The organism is Pseudomonas sp. H1_G08 (assembly GCF_054681355.1).
Window position 1 is genome coordinate 1686446 of sequence record NZ_CP162822.1, and the last position, 17163, is coordinate 1703608.

The following is a 17163-nucleotide window of genomic DNA, read 5'->3' on the forward strand; positions in this document are numbered from 1 at the left end:
AGATGTTCATGAATATTTTGCACCCGCGTGTCTATGTCAGTGCACTGGCCCTGGCGCTGTTACTGATCATTCCATTGAGCGTTGGCTCGCCGTTCGTTTATCACCTGTTCATCCTCATATGCAGTTATGCGGCACTGGCCAGTGCCTGGAACATCGTCGGCGGGTTTGCCGGCCAGCTGTCGTTGGGGCATGCCGTGTTCTATGGAGTGGGCGCTTACACGACGACGCTGTTGATGATGAAACTGGGCATCAGTCCATGGATCGGCATGTTCGCTGGCGCAATCCTGTCGTCGATTGTCGCGGTGCTGATCAGTTGGCCGTGCTTCAGATTGCGCGGGCCGTTTTTTGCCTTGGCGACCATTGCGGTGCTGGAGGTCGTGCGTCTGGTGGCGATCAATCAGCATGACGTGACCGGTGGTGCGGCAGGGCTGGGCGTACCGCTGAAGCTCGGTTTCGAGTGGATGTTGTTCCGCCCGCGCTGGCCATACCTGCTGATTGCCTTCGCCTTTCTGCTCATCACATTGGCAGTGTCGTGGAAGATCAAGAATTCCCGACTGGGTTATTACCTGATCGCCGTGCGTGAGCGTGAAGACGCCGCCCATGCGGTGGGCGTGAACTCGGTCAAGGTCAAGCTGATCGCCGTGGTGTTGTCCGCATTTATCACCAGCCTGGTCGGCAGCTTTCACGCGATGTACCTGACCTTCATCGAACCCGGCTCGATGTTTTCTCTCGAGATGTCGATTCAGATCGCCATGTTCGCGTTGATTGGTGGACTGGGCACGGTATCGGGACCGCTGATCGGCACTTTGCTGGTGCTGCCGCTGGCTGAACTGGCACGCGGCTGGCTTGGCGATCTGGGCAGCGGGGTGCACGGTCTGGTCTATGGCATCGTGCTGGTCGTGGTGGTGCTGACTATTCCGCAAGGCGTGGTGGGGCGTTTTGGGGCCCGGATATTTGCCTGGATCGACTCATTGCCCGGCGGCCGTCGTTCGATGGCAAATACAAAAGCACCGATCGGGCCGACCTTGGCGCAAGCCCACTCGGCCACCCACGGTGAGCCGGTTCTGGTCGCAGAAAACCTGCACAAGTTCTTTGGCGGACTGCACGCCACCAACGATGTTTCGCTGAGCTTGGCCGAAGGCGAAATCGTGGGTGTGATCGGCCCGAACGGCGCCGGCAAAACTACGGTGTTCAACCAGCTCTCCGGGTTTCTTCTGCCATCCAAAGGCCAAGTGAAAGTGCGCTTGCTCAATGGCGACTGGGTCACCCCGAACAGCCCGGCCGAGTTCGCCCGGGCAGGCATTGGCCGGACCTTTCAGATCGTGCAGCCATTCGCTGATTTGAGTGTCTGCGAGAACATCATGCTCGGTGCATTCATGCACACCGCCGACGCGAGGGAGGCGAGGGCGATCGCCGAGCAAGTCGCCGAGCTGACCGAACTCACCGCGCTGCTCGACACCCGGGCGCGCAACTTGACGGTCGGCGGCATGAAGCGCCTGGAAATGGCCCGCGCTCTGGCGACCCGCCCGCGCATCCTGTTGCTCGACGAAGTCATGGCCGGCCTCAACCCGACGGATGTTGCCAAGGCCATCGCAGTGATTCGCCGGGTGCGTGATTCGGGCGTCAGCGTGTTGATGATCGAGCACCTGATGCAAGCCACCATGAGCCTTTCTGACCGCATCGTCGTGATCAGTTCCGGCACGCTGCTGATGCAGGGCGCGCCTCATGATGTGATCAACGATCCTCAGGTTATCGAAGCCTACCTCGGTAAGGAGTACAGCCATGCTTAAACTCGACAACGTCCACAGCGGCTATGGCGGTACGGAGATCCTTCGTGGCGTGTCGTTCGAGGTCAATGCCGGTGAGGTGGTGACCATCGTCGGCGCCAACGGCGCCGGCAAAACCACGACCCTGCGCAGCTTGTGCGGCATCGTCACACCGTCCCAAGGCACGATCGAATTCGAAGGCCAGCGCATCGATGGCAATCGCCCCGATCAGATTGTCGACGCGGGCCTGACACTGATACCGGAGGGGCGCCAGTTGTTTCCCTTCATCAGCGTGCGCGACAACCTCTTGATGGGCGCCTACAAACGCAGCGCACGAGCGGGCTACAGGCAGCGTCTGGACAATATTCTCGATCTGTTTCCGAGGGTCCGCGAACGCCTTGATCAGAACGCCGGGACACTGTCGGGCGGCGAACAACAAATGGTTGCCATCGCCCGGGGCCTGATGGCCGAGCCGAAATTGTTGATGTTTGATGAGCCGTCGCTGGGCCTGTCGCCGCTGCTGGTGTCGCAGGTCTTCGAGATCATCAACAGGATTCTCCAGTTGGGCACCACCGTGTTGATCGTCGAGCAGAACATCGTTCATACGCTGCGCATTGCTCATCGAGGTTACGTGCTGGAGAACGGCGAAGTGGTGCTCAGCGGCACCGGCCAGGAGCTGCTGGAAAACCCGCACGTCAAGCGTGCTTATCTGGGGCTCTGACCCAGTCCATTCATCTGCAAGTGAGAACAGCTCATGACTCATTCCAGACACGCCGGGCGCACCGTATTGGTCACCGGTGCCGGTGGTGGCATCGGTGCGGCGATCGCGCGGTTGTATTGCGAAGAAGGTGCAGCCGTGGCGCTGCTCGACGCTGATGCCGACAAGGTGCAACAGCAGGGCGTGGCGTTGCTTGATGCGGGTTTTGCGGTCGCGTGGGCGCAGGCTGATGTCGCGAGTTTTCAAGACTGCGCTGCTGCCTGCGAGCGCTTGCAAGGTGAGCTCGGCCCCATCGATACCCTGATCAACAACGCCGGCATTTCGCCCAAACACCACGGCGCACCCGCGCCGATCTGGACCATGGCGCCGGAGGAGTGGCAGCGGGTGGTCGATATCAACCTCAATGGCTCCTTCAACCTGGTGCGAGTGCTCGCGCCCGGCATGGTCGAGCGCCGGTTCGGGCGCATCGTCAATATGTCTTCGGTGGCGGGCAGCGCGTTCTTGCCGATTGTCGCAGCGCACTACAGTGCGACCAAAGCCGCAATCATCGGCTTTACCCGCCACCTGGCCGGCGAACTCGGGCCGTTCGGTGTCACCGCCAATGCGCTGGCACCTGGACGAATCGAAACGCCATTGCTCAAGACCGTATCGGCCCAGGCCAATCAAACCGTGGTCGACGAGACACCGCTGCGCAGGCTGGGCACACCGCTTGAGGTGGCGAGAGCGGCGTGTTTTCTCACGTCAAGCGAAAGCGACTTCATTACCGGCCAGGTGGTTGATGTCGCGGGCGGCTGGTTGATGCGCTGATGACTTCTTGCGAGGACGTTTGTCATGGTTAAAACGATGGGATTTCCCGGGCGCTACGAGCAGGGTCCGAATGCATTGCAACAATTGGGCAGAGTGCTGAACGACATGGGCCGATCACGGCCGCTGGTGCTTTGCGATGAGTTTGTCGCCCGGCATCTATGGCCGCAGGTTGGCGCCACGTTGCAGGACCAGGGATTGGAGCCATTGCACATCGAGTTTCCCGGCGAGTGCACGCGCGCTGCGATTGCGCAGTTATCCGAGCAGGCATTGCTGCACGCCCCCGACACGATCATTGCGCTGGGCGGTGGCAAGACCATCGATACGGCGAAGGGGCTGGCGGCCAATCTCGACGTGCCGATCATTGTCTGCCCCACGATCGCTTCAAGTGACGCGCCAACGAGTCGGCTGATCGTGCTTTACGACGAAGAGCACAAAGTGGTGGGCGTGGAGTTTCTGAAGATGAATCCCGCTGCGGTGATTGTCGATACAGAGGTCATCGTTCAGGCGCCGGCACGGTTCTTCGCGGCCGGGATCGGCGATGCCATCAGCAAGAAATTCGAAGCCCGACAGTGCTACGCCGCCGGCGGCCACAACTCTTTCGGCACACCGCCGCTGCACACGGCATTGATGCTCACCAACCTGGTTTTCGACACGCTGATGCAGTACGGCGTCCCGGCATATCAGGCGGTGTGTCGACATGAACTCACCGATGATGTCGAGCGGGTCATCGAAGGCACCGTGCTGATTAGCGGTGTCGGTTTCGAGAGCGGTGGTTTGTCACTGTCCCATGCCCTGGTTCGGGGGCTGACCGCGATACCGGCGATGGCGTCGATGCTGCATGGCGAACTGGTGGCGTTCGGCACGCTGGTGCAGATGGCGGTGGAGGCGCGACCGGCCGAAGAGATTGAACAGGTCGCGCGTCTGCTGCACGCGGTGAAGCTGCCCGTGACGTTCGCTGAACTGGGTCAGCGCACGCCGTTGACGACGGCGCAGATCAATATTCTCGTGGACGCAACCTTATCGGCGGTTTACGCCAGAAACATGCAACCGCCCTTGAACTACCAGCGCCTGGTGGAAGGATTGGCGGCGGCTGACAGCCTTGGTTCACGGCTGGTCAGAGTCTGCGCGAACCCGCCCCGACACTGTGATCCTGCGTCACAACAGGTGTGACCAAGTAGCTGTTTTCTCCCGTACAGCGACGCCATAACCTTTCCCTCAAGCGAAATCCTGGCGCAATCAAGTGCTGTGAATTCGTCAAAAAAACCGAGAGGCCTGACTATGAATACTCCTGTTAAACCTGATGAACTCGCCATTGCGTATCAGTTGCCGCAAGTTCCATTCATGACGCCCGACATGGTGCATCCGGGCGTCATGACGCAGTGGCTCGAAGACGATGCGCTGTGGGTGCCGGTAACAAAATCTGTCTCCTTCAAGCCATTGCTGCTCAACACCAGCGGCGGCTATTACATCAACCTGTTGCGGGTGCGTCAGGCCGGCGTGCTGTCGCGTCACCGCCATACCGGCGGCGTGCATGCGATCGTGCTCAAGGGTCGCTGGTACTACCTGGAGCATGACTGGGTCGCGGAGGAGGGGTCTTTTGCCTATGAGCCGCCCGGTGAAACGCATACCCTGTTCGTCCCCGAGGATGTGAGTGAAATGATCACCTGGTTCCACGTGCAGGGTGGCTACACTTACGTCGATCCGCAGGGCGTTGCCGTGGGTTACGAAGATGTGTTCACCAAGCTTGAAGCCGCCCGAGCGCATTACAAGACGCTGGGTTTGCCGGACGACTACATCGAACAGTTCATTCGCTGACCCGGCCCCCAGGAAAAAGCGCGCTTCGGCGCGCTTTTTCATAAGCGTTGAGACAACATGCCTTCAAGCTTTTCGCCAGGACCGGCCATGGACAATTATTCGCAGCTGCTCGCTTTTATATGGTCTACCGAATGTGGAAGTTTTTCTGCTGCCGCGCGCGCCCATCACCTGACGCCATCAGCGGTCAGCAAACTGATCACCCGCCTGGAAGATCGCTTGCAGGTCCGGCTGTTCCAGCGCGGCTCACGCGTGCTGACGCTGACCGAGGAGGGCGCCGCTTACCTGCGCAGCGCCAAAGCCGTCGTTGAAGCCATGAACGAGGCGGACTCGCTGGCCGAGGCGTTGCCCTCCAGGGTCAGTGGCACCCTGCGCATCCACACCATGACCTCTTTCGCCAAACACCAGATCGTGCCGTGGCTACCGGAATTTCTGGATTTGTATCCCTCACTGGACGTTGAGATCCAACTCGGCGCGCAATTCGTCGATCACTTCGAGCAAGGGCTCGATATCGCCATCCACAGCGGCGTATTGCCCAGCTCATCACGCATTGCCAGACGCATCGGCGAATGTGAATGGCTGATCTGTGCCTCGCCGCAGTACCTGGCTGAACACGGCACACCAACCACACCCGCAGATTTGCTGAATCATCGTTGCTTCAATTTCAGCTTCGTCAGCCCGTGGAACAAATGGTCATTTTTGCAGGATGGAGACGGCGTCTCGGTACCGGTGACCGCCAGCGCGTCGTTTACTCAAGGCGATCTGTTGCGCGACATGGCGCTGTCAGGCGCTGGCGTGGTGAAGCTTGCGGACTTTCATATCGGGCTTGATGTAAAAGCGGGAACGCTAGTGCCGTTGCTTGAGGATTTCAAAACGGGTGTGGTCGAGCCGATCTACCTGCTTTATTCGGATCGCAAGCATTTGAGTCCACGGATACGAGTATTCATCGAGTTTTTTCAGAACAAGTGGCGTGAGCATCCGTGGAAGGTCTCCTGACGTTCAGCTCTGGGGGCAGCGTATTGATCAACGCGATGCTCAAACTGCGCATTAAAAAGCCCTGAATCATCAGGGCTGAGTTTTGGTTGAGGGGGCGTAGAGTGACAAGCTCGCGGTCGGTCTACTTCGCGCTCGAAGAGCAGGCCAACCGGTATTGCTCATAGTTCAAGCCTTCGACCTTTTCCGGCAGCTTGTACGGCACGGGGCAGCTTTTGCCCTGCCACTTGATGGTGATGACACCGTGATCTTTGGTCACCAGCGCCAGGGCCTTGCCCGTCGGATCTGACAATGCCAGTTGTTTGCCGTCGCTATCCAACAGCACCGCGCCGAATGGAATCGGCTGGCCGTTGGCATCGTACAGTTCAAACTGGACGCGTCTGCCTTTGCTGCCTTCGAAGCGTGCAAGAACTATCGAACCTCGTCTTGGCACCAGTTGCTGGGTGGCATTGTCCAGCTCGATCTCACCGCCCAGGTTACGCGTGTCCAGCGTTACCCAGTTCACGCGGTACGGTTGCGCGTTAGGCAGAACCGCATAGCCGTTCAGGCCGGTTTTCACACCCGAATAGCTGCTGACTTCGACGCCCGACATGCCGGGCACTTCCACCAGACCGAACGTTTCACCGACGGTCTGGCCCATATTGATGCCGCCTGCATGGGCCACCAGCGATCCGGCGGCACTCAGGTTCTGTGATTCATAACCGTTGCCTCGGTTGTAACCCAGGCTCAGGTCGCCCATCGATGTGCGGGTACTCAGGCTCAGCGAGCCAGATCGATCGCCTTGGACACTGCGCCCGGTCTGCACGGAATAGTAGGTGTCGCTGTCCTCGGTCAGATAACCGTTGATCCCGGCTTGGGTGCTGGTACCGGTGTTCTGATGGTTACTGGAAATGTAGGCGCGCGGTGCGCGGGGTGTCGAACCGAGCGGAAACGAAATCGAGACGCTCAGTTGTGTGTCGTTGCTGGTGTCACCGCGCGCGCCGAACTCCTGGGTTTTGCTCAGGCTGATGTTGTAGTTCAGGTCGCGCCAATTGTTGTTGTAGCCGGCGGAAAAGCTCCGCGAGCCACCGCGATCCCAATAGCGCTGGTCACTGGCGTTCAGGTACAGCGAGCCGAACTGGCGTGCTTCGCCTAAAGTCTGGTTGACCGTGAGGTCGGTGCGGGTTTTGGAATTACCCAGGCGCCGGGTGGCCCCGGAGCTGGTGTCCTGGACATGGTCGGTCAGCGTGCGGTAACCCTCGGTCGAATAACGATAAGCGGCGAGGGTGAAGCTGGTATCGGTGCCGGTGAAGGTCTTTGCATAGAGCGCGCGTATGCTGCTGCCCTGGGTGGTTTTGCCGAATGCCTTGCTGGACGATTGCGTCACGTCCAGGGACATTGCGCCAATCGAGGTGTTCTTCGCCGCACCGACTGAAATCGCCTTGAAACCATTGCTGGCCTGAAGGCCGGCAATGCCTGTCAGGTTGCTGGTCAAGCCGTAGGCGAACGTGCCGCTGAGGAAGGCGGGCTTGTCATAGCCCTCGCTGTTGTTATTGAATTTGCCGCTCGACAGGCTGTACTTCAACTGTCCCTCACGCACCATCGTCGGCAGGGCGGAGAATGCCTGTCGGGTGACCTTGCGCCGTCCATCCGCTTCAACAATGGTGATCTCCAGATCGCCGTTGGAGCCCGATGGATAGATGTCACTGATCTCGAACGGACCCGGCGGCACGTTGGTGGTGTAGAGAATGTAGTTATCCTGGCGGACCTCGATCGTGGCGTTGGTTTCAGCAACGCCACGTATGATCGGCGCATAGCCGCGCTCGCTGTCTGCGCGCATGCCCTCATCAGAGGCCACCTTGACGCCTTGATAGCGCACGCTGTCGAACAGATCCGAATCGGAAAAGATTTCACCCGCGCTCAGTTGCCCCTTGATCGCCGTGAGGTCGCGCTGGATGAAGGTGCGGTTGCTGACAAAACGATTGGGCCGGCCGGTGGAGCTGCTCAGATTGGACTCGTTGCGCAGACGCCAGGCGCCAAAGTTGATGCCGTTGCGCAGCCCCAGGTTATTGGAGATTTGCGTGGTGTAATCGGTTTTGCTGCGGGTGCTGCTCAGCTGGTAGTTGATGAAACCGGCGGCCACACCTTGGTCCCAAAGCTCTGGATCTACATAGCCGCGCATGCCACGCGCCATGGCGACCTGCGGCACGCTGATATTGAGGCGCAGGCGGTTGGCATCGAAGCTGAGACTGGCTTGCTCGATCATTGCAGGCAGGTCGTAGTGATCGGCAGGGTGTTGCTCGTCAACCAGACCCTGCTCACGCAGTTTGCGCATGTCCACACCCAGCTGCTGCAACAGTTCCAGAGTGATGCGTGGCTCGACTTTGCCGTTGACCGGGTTGGCCGCGAAATCGATATCGCGACGCCCGACCAGCGTGCCATTGCTGAACACGTCGACGCGGTATTGGCCTGGCAAGACGCTGTTGGCATTCAGCAACGGTTGCAGATCGACCGCTGATGAACCTTCAAGAAACAACGTATTGAAAGCTTCACCCGCTACCGCGGCCGGCGCGTCGGCACCTATGGCAAATCCACAGATAGCCATGTTGATTGCAAAGCACAATGGATGCAGGCAGCCCAACGCCGCTTTGTTTTTCTGGCGCGCAACATGATGCTTAACACAACTTTCAGATGTGTGGTGTTGGGAGGGAAACATGCAATTTGCCTTATCAGTCCGTGTTGCTTCAACCGGAGTCCGGAACTTGTGAATAGCTTGTAAGTTGGCAGGGTGGGGTGGGGGATTTACTGGGCGGAGGCATCTTTCACGCGCTCGGCATGGCTTTCGGCAACGCTTAGTGGTGCATCGAATCGTTGTTGTGCGCCGTAATCGTTAATTGCTGAAAAACTCAAATGCGAAGTACCAGCTGGCAGATCTTTCAGATTGAATGAGCGAACTTCCCCTGGAACGATCATTGTCGAATCAATTACCAATTCCGCTTTTTTTCCTGCAACGACTTTCAGATCCGCCAGCGACACGTGGTAGTTGCTTTGGTTTTTTACTTTCAGCACCGACTTGCCAGCCTGAGTGACCAATTGCCATGCAAGTTGCTCCGGTGCCTTTGCGGCATCACCGGTGAGTCCGTCCGGGCGGAAGAAGACCTTGATACGCTGACGTACCGCCAATTGCAGCGTGTTGACATCGGCAGCACTGGCCTGGGGGATTTCCTGCACGTTCAGCCATACCACCGACTCCTTGTCCGCAGGCATGCCGCGGCCTTCATAAAGAATCCTCAGTAATTGCTGTTGATTGGGCTCAAGTTTGGCCAGTGGTGGAGTAACAGCGAAAGGCGGTGCGCTGCCAGCCGTGTCGCCGGCATCGAGCCACGATTGTGCGAGGATGGTTTGCCCGCCGTTGCGCACCGTGACGTTCGCCTCTTTGTGCGCGCCATCGAAGATGATCCGGGTGGAGCTCAGAGAGATGCTGGCGAATGCCGAGTGCGTCATCAACACCCCGGCAAGCCCCAGGCAAAGCGGAAAATAGCGACTTAACATAGTTTTCACCGATTAATGGCCGGGGAAGGACGAGGCACAGCGGCCCCGTCCGGGTATTGCGCGTTGCTTATTCGTATTCGAGAACGAACGGCAGAGTGGCGTTACCGGTACCTGCAGTAGCAGCGGTCTTGTCGCCGGTGGTGACGTAAGCGGCTGCGAACGACAGGGTGCCGTCGCCGCCAGTGGTGCCGTCGCCAGTCAGGCTGGTCTGCACTTTGGCGGTGGCTTCGGAGCTCAGGTCGATCAATTGGCCATTGCTGTCCAGCAGCGCGATACCTACGCCTTTGGCCGCATCGGTACCTTGCAGCTTGAGAACTTTTTTGCCATCAACCAGGCCCGAACCGCCGTTTACGGTTGGTTTGAACAGCATCGAAACCTTGGTGCCAGCGTTGCAGTTCACTTTCAGGTTGAAATCGTTGGCGGCCACACGACCGGCGCCCGGAGCAGAGTCGGTGCCCATGTCTTTGATCGACACGCTGCCCATGTCCACGGCAATCATCTTGTCGTTACCCGAAGCGCCGTCTACCGAGCAGGCGTCGTTGTTGATAACGCCGGTGAAGCTGATTTGACCGCTGCCGCCCTTGACAGCTTTAGCGGCTTCTTCTTCAGCCACTGCACCAGTGGAGGCAGCCAGTACGGAAAGAGTGAGTACTGCGAAAGCGAACTTTTTCATGTTTATATCCGAAGTTATTGTGAAGTGCTGCATTGAAATGCCAGGCCATATTAGGTGTGCGGTGGTGGCGGGTCTTTGGGATTTGTCTTAAAGCGATAAAGGTGCGAGCCAGTCAGTAATATGGCAGTGGCGTATTCATATTTGCGGTAATGGTGCAGCGAACCAAATGAGACAATTCTCAAAGTCGTGCGGTTTTTGTCTGGCTAGTATTCGCGGATGCAGAAATTCTCAGTCAACGCAAAGTTTGTGAGCGGGCGTCCTGCTTGAAAGATTATTCAAACTTTCGCGATTAACGACTGATAGAAAGAGGTTCCAGGTTTGTGAACACGCTTCGTATATTGGTCTTGGAAGATCACGCCTTTCAGCGCACGGCGGCAGTCAGTGCGCTTAATAGTCTGGGGTACAAAAATATCTTTCAGGCGGCTGACGGCAAGGATGCGCTGGCTGTGATATCCCAGGCTGGAGGCGTGGACGTTGCATTGTGTGACTTGAGCATGGCCGGGATGGATGGTTTGACGTTCTTGCGCCTGGCGAGAGAGGCCGGTTTGATTCGTGCAGTGATCATCTGCAGTTCACTGCCTGAAGACTTGTTGCGCACGGTTGATCGAATCGTCACGTTGCAGGGGCTTGAGTTGCTTGGCAGTGTCGGAAAACCGTTGATGGTCGATGTGCTGGCGCCGTTGTTGGCTCGCTACCGGCCGCACAATCAGATCGATGCCAAAGTGGCAGAAAGTCAGCTTGATCAGCCCACAGAGGGTGAGGTACTCGAAGCCATTCGTCGGCAGGAGTTTCGCGCCTACTTCCAGCCCAAATTTCATCTGCGCAGTGGTGAGGTGGATGGCGCCGAGGTGCTGGTGCGATGGCAGAGCCCCAGTCGCGGCTTGCTCTCGCCAGGCATGTTCTTGCCGACGATCGAGCGCTGCGGGCTGCTCGATGAGATGTTTTTCAGCCTGCTCACGCAAGGCTTGAGTCTGCAGCGCTTCGTCCAGTCTCACGGCAAGCCGTTCAAGCTGGCGTTCAATCTCGACGTGACGCAGATGGCCAATCCGAATCTTGTCGACCGGATCAAGGCGCTGTTGCGCATCCATGGCGCCTCGCCAGCTGGGCTCATTTTCGAGCTCACGGAAACCGGCCTGCTGCAGATGCCCGAGATCAGCATGGAAAACATGGTGCGTCTGCGCATGCTCGGCTTCAGTCTGGCAATCGATGATTTCGGTGTCGGCTATTCTTCACTTGAGCGGCTGTGCCAGATGCCGTTCAACGAAATCAAACTCGACGCCGGCTTCGTGCAGAATTTCCATCAGGCGCGCTACAGCGCGGTCATCCACGGGGCGTTGGCCTTGGCGCGGGAATTGGACATGCGCGTGGTGGCAGAGGGTATTGAAACCGCAGATCAGGTTCAGCATCTGGCGCGGCTTGGTTGTCAGTGGGGGCAGGGCTTCTTCTATGCTCGCCCGATGAATTGGGCGCATTTGGTCGACTGGCGTTTCGAAGGCCAGAAGTCGTCCTGGCGCCGCGCAATAGGCACATCCGATCGTTGATGCAAGCGGCATTCTGACTTTTGGGACAAAGCCCTATTTCGTCACGCCTTCAAAACACTCATCATGTGCCGAGAAATCAATCAGATGCACCTGAATGCTTCGGTGATGCCCGGGATTTGCTGCGGTTGCCAAGTGCTGATGGTCCTCCAACACTCTTCATCATGGAGCTGTTCATGCATTGGTCAGTCGTGAATCCGTTACGCGTTGCCATCCTTGATGATCACTCGCTCATACGTCTGGCGATGAAGTCGCGGCTGACGCGCGAAGCCGAGTTCAGTGTCGTAGGTGTGTATGGCAGCAGCGCGCAGTTGCTCACCGGATTGCGCGAAATCGACATCGACCTGCTGATACTCGATTACAAACTGCACGATGGGGAGCTGGACGGGCTCAATCTGATCCGCCTGCTGCGCAAGCAATATCCGGGCATGCGCATCCTTGTCTCATCTTCCGAAGAGCGCCCGGCGGTAGTGAATATGGCGATCGGGGCGGGCGTCAGCGGATTCTTCGGCAAGTCGCAGTCGGTCGATGACCTGATCACCGCCATCCGCAGTGCTGCGTCCGGCCAGTTGTATCTTTCGCCGGAAATGGCCTTCGAACTCGATGTGCTGCCTGCGTCGGTCGACGAACCTGCTGGTGCCAATGACGATGGCGCGGCGCACGGCGACGACTTCCTCAGTAATCCTCTTCTGTCACCGAAAGAAAAAGAAGTATTGCGCTGCTGCCTCGAGGGGATGGGAGTGACGCAGATCGCTTTGAAGTTCTCGCGCAGTCGCAAAACCATCAGCGGGCAAAAACAGGCCGCTTTCAAAAAGCTTGGCATTCGTGGTGATGCGGAGCTGTTCAAGTTGCAGCACAGCCTGACGGCGGACAACCAGGGATAACTCGCTTATGTTTCATCTGTTGCGCGGTGTTTTGCTAGTCAGTGTGCTTGTCATGTTCGGTAGCGGGTCGTTGTGGGCAGCAGAGCCGCGCACTCTGCAGGTGTTCGGTCGGTCTGACTGCAAGGAGCTACAGGTCGATCTGGCCAATGAAGACTGGAGTTGGCTGCGGCAGAAGCGCAGTCTGGTGCTGGGCTCGGCGCTTCCGGATTTCCCGCCTTATGTCATGACCGCCAGCGGTACGCGGTACGAGGGAATAGCCGCCGACATCGCCTGCATTATCGGTCAGGCCTTGCATGTCGAAGTTACCGTCAAGGCTTATCCCGACCGTCGCGACGCCATGGCGGCGCTCGAGCGTGGCGACATCGACATGCTGGGCAGTTCCAACAGTTTCGAGTTGATCGACGGCCTCGTCACGCTCAGTAAGCCTTATGTCGAAGACGTGCCGGCAATGTTCATGCGCGGTGATGATCGGCGCCCGATGCCGGCCAATCTGGCCGGTTTGCGTATTGCGGTTGCCGACGATTACCTGCCTTCCAGTCAATTACACGCGTTATACCCCAACGCCGAATTCGTGCTTTTTCCATCGAACGAGTTGGCACTGGCTGCGCTGGCTTTTGGCAAGGTCGACCTGTTTCTCGGCGATACGGTGTCGAGCAATTACCTGATCAACCTCAACTACTTCAACTATGTGCGGCTGCACTCTTTCGTCAAAACCCAAACCAGCGGTTTCAGCTTTGCCTTGCGCCGGGGCAACGACCAATTGCTGCGTCTGATCGATTCGACCCTCGAGTCGCTGGGTGATGCGAAGATTGCCGAAATTACCAAGCGCTGGTCGGGCGGCGGCGGGGCGCTGACGCCCAAACGCATTGACCTGACACCCGGCGAAGCACGTTGGCTTGAGCTGCATCCGGTCGCGCGGTTCGTGATCAATGACGATCAGGCACCGTTTGCATTCTTTGATGGTGACGGCAACTTTGGCGGGATCGGCGCTGATCTGCTCGAGCTCATCCAGCGGCGTACCGGCTTGCAGATCAATGTCGAGCGCACCGACAGCTTTTCCAGTCTGAGCACGCGTCTGCTGGATGGCAGCGCGGATATTTCTCTGCTGACACCAACGGTCTCGCGGGAAGTCGGCATGCGTTTCACTCATCCGTTCCTTGCCAGCCCCTTTGTGATCGTCACCACCAAGGACGCAGGCGCGCCTTCAAGCCTGCAGGAGCTGCGCGGCAAGCGCGTCGCAGTGCCCGAAAGTTCGGCTGAGCGTGAGCTGCTCAAGGACTACCCCGACATCGAGATCGTTGATAACGAAACAGTTCTGGGCGCCTTGGCTGACGTGAAGGACGGTCGAGCGGACGCGATGATTACCACGTTGCACAGTGCGCGCTACTACATCGCCCACATCTACAGCGACAGCTTGCGTATCTCCAACATCGTCGGCATGAACAAAGGCTTCCTCGCTTTCGCCGCGCGGCGTGCCGATACCGAACTGGTCAGCATTCTGAACAAGGCGCTGCTGAGCATTCCGCCGGATGAGCTGGACGTAATCCTCAACAGGTGGCGTCCCATTGCAGCGTTTTCGGGGTTGTCGTGGCGCGATTACAAGGCGCTGATCTACCAGATCAGCGCTGGCGCGTTCCTGATTATCCTGGGATCGCTGGCGTGGAATTTCTACATCCGTCGGCAGATTCGCGAACGCAGTCGTGCAGAGCGCTTGCTCGGCGATCAGCTGAAGTTCATGGGGGCGCTGATCAACGGCACGCCGCATCCCATTTACGTACGTGACCGGGAAGGTCGGCTGGTGACCTGCAATAATAATTATCTGCAAACATTTGGCCTGTCAGAAAAGGACGTGATCGGCAAGACCGTGCTCGAAAGCGGCAAGCGCAATCGTCAGGAGGCGTTGCAATTTCACGACGACTACCTGCGCGTCATCGAGCAGGACGAACCTTACGAGGTGGATCGCACGCTGCATGTGGGTGATACGCGGCTGATCATTTACCACTGGATCCAGCCGTATCACGACACGGCGGGTGAAGTCAGAGGCGTGATCTGCGGCTGGATCGATATCAGCGAACGCCGTGAACTGATCGAGGAGTTGCGTTCGGCGAAAGAGCTGGCTGACGAGTCGAGCCGCGCCAAAACCACGTTCCTGGCGACCATGAGCCACGAAATCCGTACGCCGATGAGCGCCGTGATCGGCATGCTCGAACTTACCCTCAAGCGTGCCGAGCAAGGTCACTTCGATCGGCCGGCGATTGAAGTGGCATACGACTCGGCAAAAGGTCTGCTGGAACTGATCGGCGATATCCTCGATGTGGTACGCATCGAATCGGGCCATGTCAGCCTTTCGCCGAAACGTGCCAACCTGCGCGAATTGGTCGAATCCGTGGCGCGGGTGTTCGACGGCTTGGCCAGGCAGAAGAGTCTGGTGCTGAAGCTCGACATCGACGCCACTGTCGGCTGTGACGTATTGGTTGATCCGATGCGCTTCCAGCAGGTGCTCTCGAACCTGGTGGGCAACGCGATCAAGTTTACCGACACCGGTCATGTCAGCGTCTCGATTCGCGGCCAACGTCTCGCTGACGAACGCTTACAGGTCGACCTCAAGGTCGAGGACACCGGCATCGGCATTTCCAGCGCCGATCTGCAGAATCTGTTCCAGCCGTTTTCCCAAGCCAACCATGGTCCCTCCAGCAGAGGCGGCACCGGTCTGGGACTGGCGATCTCCCGTTCATTGTGCGAATTGATGGGCGGGAGGCTGAACATTACCAGTACGCTTGGCAAAGGCACCTGCCTGGAAGTGTCGCTGTTCTTCAATATTCTCAGCCCGCTTGGCGGCAAAGTGCTGCCTGTTTCGGTTGTTCAGGACAAACCGGTACCGACACTCAGGATTCTCGTAGTCGATGACCAGAGCGCCAACCGCCTGCTGTTGACGCAGCAGCTGAGTTTCCTTGGCCAGGCGGTGCGTGATGCCGCCGACGGTGCCCAGGCATTGGCGCTGTGGCGCTCGGAGCCGTTTGACATTGTGATCACGGACTGCAACATGCCGGTCATGAACGGCTATGAGCTGGCCCGCACCATTCGCCAGGACGAACGCGAAAGTGGTGGATCGCCGTGCATCGTACTGGGCTTCACGGCCAACGCGCAGCCGGAAGAAAAAGTGAAATGCCGGGAGGCCGGGATGGATGATTGTCTGTTCAAACCGATCAGTCTCGGCACCTTGTCGATCATGCTTGCAGGCTGGGAAAAAAATGTTGAAACCCAGCCATTTGAAAGCCCGCCTGCGGCGACTATCAAGGAGCTGGGTTCGATTCGCGAGCGTCTTGACGAGCTCACCGGAGGCGATCTCGACATGATGAAAGAACTTCTGCGCGAGGCGCTGTCGAGTTGCGAAAAGGATCTGGAGGAGTTGCATTCGCTAATACCCGAAAGCGATCCCGGGCTGTTGGCTGACCTGGCGCACCGCATCAAGGGGGCGGCGCGCATTGTTGCCGAGCATCAGGTCATTGAGGCGTGTAACGAGCTTGAAGCCGAGTGCGAGGCGCCTGTTATCGATCCGCTGGACCTCAATCGCAGTGCATTGAAGCTGGAGCATGCACAGGCTGATCTGATCAAGAAAATCAAACGGATCGAGCTGTAAACGTATCGGCTCATGACCATCCGACTGGCCTTGCATTAAAGCTGACGTTAAAGATCATTTTGCAGCGGGCGATACCTTGGTAATAACCATGGAGTTTCGCGATGATCATTCGACGTCCTTTATTGATTGCCTGCCTTTGCCTGCTCGGTTTTGACACCGTCAGCGCAGCCCAGTCTGCGCCGGTCAGCGGAGTGATTCGCTTCAGCGGTCGAATTGTCGAGGCAAGTTGCATTGCCAGTGGCGCCAGCCATTCTTCTGTCGAGTTGCTTGATTGCCCCCAGGCAAGCACCGGGCAGATTTTTACCGTGAACAACGTCAGTGCGGCAGGGCGAGGTGAGTCGCGCCAGCAGGTGTTTGTGAAGGTGATTGCCGATACTCATGAGCAGGACGATTATTACGACCAGCGCTTGCTGCTCACGGACAACAAGGGTCACCAGATAACGAGCGGTAATTACGTAGTGACGATGACGCTGCCTTGATGGCTTGGAAAGAATGAGTCTGCGCCCCTTGTTTCAAGGTTACTGACAAAAAGGGGCGTTAATAATGAGAATTGTCTGGTTCGCACAGAACCGTCCCGCGCTTCTGGCTTGTCGCCACTCCCCTGCGTTGCAAAATCCCTCCTTCAACACTTTCTGAGCCAGACCATGCGCCGATCGCTTGGGCTGTCGTCAAGGTGTGGCTTTTTATCATCTATCCCTGCGTTCATTTTTGAGACAAGTCTCATATCAGGCAGGTTGGCCCTTGGTTATTTTCTTGAAAGGAAGAATGGAGCTGCCAAAGGTGCCCGATGTTTCTTGAAAA

13 protein-coding genes are annotated in these 17163 nt (G+C 58.0%); 10 read left to right on the plus strand and 3 right to left on the minus strand.

The features are described from left to right. The first annotated feature begins 8 nt into the window (after window positions 1-8). The 6 genes from AB4N85_RS07805 (at window position 9) to AB4N85_RS07830 (ending at window position 6099) form a co-directional block, all read left to right on the plus strand. Complete coding sequence (locus AB4N85_RS07805; RefSeq protein WP_218192294.1) at window positions 9-1790, plus strand: branched-chain amino acid ABC transporter ATP-binding protein/permease; 1782 nt, start codon at window positions 9-11, stop codon at window positions 1788-1790. Further along, window positions 1783-2487 carry an ABC transporter ATP-binding protein gene (locus AB4N85_RS07810; RefSeq protein ID WP_073474647.1) on the plus strand — a complete coding sequence of 235 codons (705 nt, stop codon included), beginning with the start codon at window positions 1783-1785 and terminating at the stop codon, window positions 2485-2487. Before AB4N85_RS07805 ends, AB4N85_RS07810 begins: the two co-directional genes overlap by 8 nt. A 33-nt stretch (window positions 2488-2520) precedes the next feature. Next, entirely contained in the window at window positions 2521-3291 is a 771-nt protein-coding gene (locus tag AB4N85_RS07815) for an SDR family oxidoreductase (RefSeq protein WP_252869450.1), read from the plus strand. Window positions 3292-3315: 24 nt separating this feature from the next. Beyond that, a complete protein-coding gene (locus AB4N85_RS07820; protein ID WP_095179870.1) occupies window positions 3316-4461 on the plus strand; it encodes a glycerol dehydrogenase in 1146 nt (381 codons plus the stop codon). A 108-nt stretch (window positions 4462-4569) separates the two neighbouring features. After that, the gene (locus tag AB4N85_RS07825; RefSeq protein ID WP_024012829.1) at window positions 4570-5106 is read left to right on the plus strand and encodes a 2,4'-dihydroxyacetophenone dioxygenase family protein; all 537 of its coding nucleotides are present in this window, start codon (window positions 4570-4572) and stop codon (window positions 5104-5106) included. A gap of 87 nt (window positions 5107-5193) precedes the next feature. Beyond that, window positions 5194-6099: a LysR family transcriptional regulator gene (locus tag AB4N85_RS07830; RefSeq protein ID WP_016774575.1), complete on the plus strand. Its 906-nt coding sequence runs from the start codon at window positions 5194-5196 to the stop codon at window positions 6097-6099. 121 nt (window positions 6100-6220) lie between these two features. Here AB4N85_RS07830 and AB4N85_RS07835 read toward each other — a convergent pair whose 3' ends face one another. The 3 genes from AB4N85_RS07835 to AB4N85_RS07845 all read right to left on the minus strand — a co-directional run bounded on the left by AB4N85_RS07835 (window position 6221) and on the right by AB4N85_RS07845 (window position 10300). Next, window positions 6221-8680, minus strand: coding sequence for a fimbria/pilus outer membrane usher protein (locus AB4N85_RS07835; protein WP_252869451.1), 2460 nt, complete (start codon window positions 8678-8680; stop codon window positions 6221-6223). A 197-nt stretch (window positions 8681-8877) separates the two neighbouring features. After that, a complete protein-coding gene (locus AB4N85_RS07840; protein WP_041478776.1) occupies window positions 8878-9627 on the minus strand; it encodes a fimbrial biogenesis chaperone in 750 nt (249 codons plus the stop codon). A 67-nt stretch (window positions 9628-9694) separates the two neighbouring features. Then, window positions 9695-10300, minus strand: coding sequence for a fimbrial protein (locus AB4N85_RS07845; RefSeq protein ID WP_083352866.1), 606 nt, complete (start codon window positions 10298-10300; stop codon window positions 9695-9697). Window positions 10301-10620: 320 nt separating this feature from the next. On the opposite strand from AB4N85_RS07845, the gene AB4N85_RS07850 reads away from it, so the two are divergent. The 4 genes from AB4N85_RS07850 to AB4N85_RS07865 all read left to right on the plus strand — a co-directional run bounded on the left by AB4N85_RS07850 (window position 10621) and on the right by AB4N85_RS07865 (window position 16841). Then, on the plus strand, window positions 10621-11841 hold the full coding sequence (locus tag AB4N85_RS07850) for an EAL domain-containing response regulator (RefSeq protein ID WP_095179872.1): 1221 nt from the start codon (window positions 10621-10623) through the stop codon (window positions 11839-11841). A 173-nt stretch (window positions 11842-12014) separates the two neighbouring features. Beyond that, window positions 12015-12722 carry a response regulator transcription factor gene (locus AB4N85_RS07855; RefSeq protein WP_041478777.1) on the plus strand — a complete coding sequence of 236 codons (708 nt, stop codon included), beginning with the start codon at window positions 12015-12017 and terminating at the stop codon, window positions 12720-12722. 52 nt (window positions 12723-12774) lie between these two features. After that, window positions 12775-16362 (plus strand): transporter substrate-binding domain-containing protein, encoded by a 3588-nt coding sequence (locus tag AB4N85_RS07860; RefSeq protein ID WP_315435014.1) that lies wholly within the window; start codon window positions 12775-12777, stop codon window positions 16360-16362. Between the two features lie 101 nt (window positions 16363-16463). Beyond that, on the plus strand, window positions 16464-16841 hold the full coding sequence (locus tag AB4N85_RS07865) for a type 1 fimbrial protein (protein WP_016774580.1): 378 nt from the start codon (window positions 16464-16466) through the stop codon (window positions 16839-16841). Window positions 16842-17163: the final 322 nt, after the last annotated feature.

Excerpts from the sequence above, each read along its gene's own strand:
- AB4N85_RS07820 (WP_095179870.1), top strand. The coding sequence starts at position 3,316 with ATGGTTAAAACGATGGGATTTCCCGGGCGCTACGAGCAGGGTCCGAAT.
- AB4N85_RS07830 (WP_016774575.1), top strand. The coding sequence starts at position 5,194 with ATGGACAATTATTCGCAGCTGCTCGCTTTTATATGGTCTACCGAATGT.
- AB4N85_RS07855 (WP_041478777.1), top strand. The coding sequence starts at position 12,015 with ATGCATTGGTCAGTCGTGAATCCGTTACGCGTTGCCATCCTTGATGAT.
- AB4N85_RS07810 (WP_073474647.1), top strand. The coding sequence starts at position 1,783 with ATGCTTAAACTCGACAACGTCCACAGCGGCTATGGCGGTACGGAGATC.
- AB4N85_RS07840 (WP_041478776.1), bottom strand. The coding sequence starts at position 9,627 with ATGTTAAGTCGCTATTTTCCGCTTTGCCTGGGGCTTGCCGGGGTGTTG.
- AB4N85_RS07860 (WP_315435014.1), top strand. The coding sequence starts at position 12,775 with ATGTTCGGTAGCGGGTCGTTGTGGGCAGCAGAGCCGCGCACTCTGCAG.
- AB4N85_RS07805 (WP_218192294.1), top strand. The coding sequence starts at position 9 with ATGAATATTTTGCACCCGCGTGTCTATGTCAGTGCACTGGCCCTGGCG.
- AB4N85_RS07835 (WP_252869451.1), bottom strand. The coding sequence starts at position 8,680 with ATGGCTATCTGTGGATTTGCCATAGGTGCCGACGCGCCGGCCGCGGTA.
- AB4N85_RS07815 (WP_252869450.1), top strand. The coding sequence starts at position 2,521 with ATGACTCATTCCAGACACGCCGGGCGCACCGTATTGGTCACCGGTGCC.
- AB4N85_RS07845 (WP_083352866.1), bottom strand. The coding sequence starts at position 10,300 with ATGAAAAAGTTCGCTTTCGCAGTACTCACTCTTTCCGTACTGGCTGCC.
- AB4N85_RS07865 (WP_016774580.1), top strand. The coding sequence starts at position 16,464 with ATGATCATTCGACGTCCTTTATTGATTGCCTGCCTTTGCCTGCTCGGT.
- AB4N85_RS07825 (WP_024012829.1), top strand. The coding sequence starts at position 4,570 with ATGAATACTCCTGTTAAACCTGATGAACTCGCCATTGCGTATCAGTTG.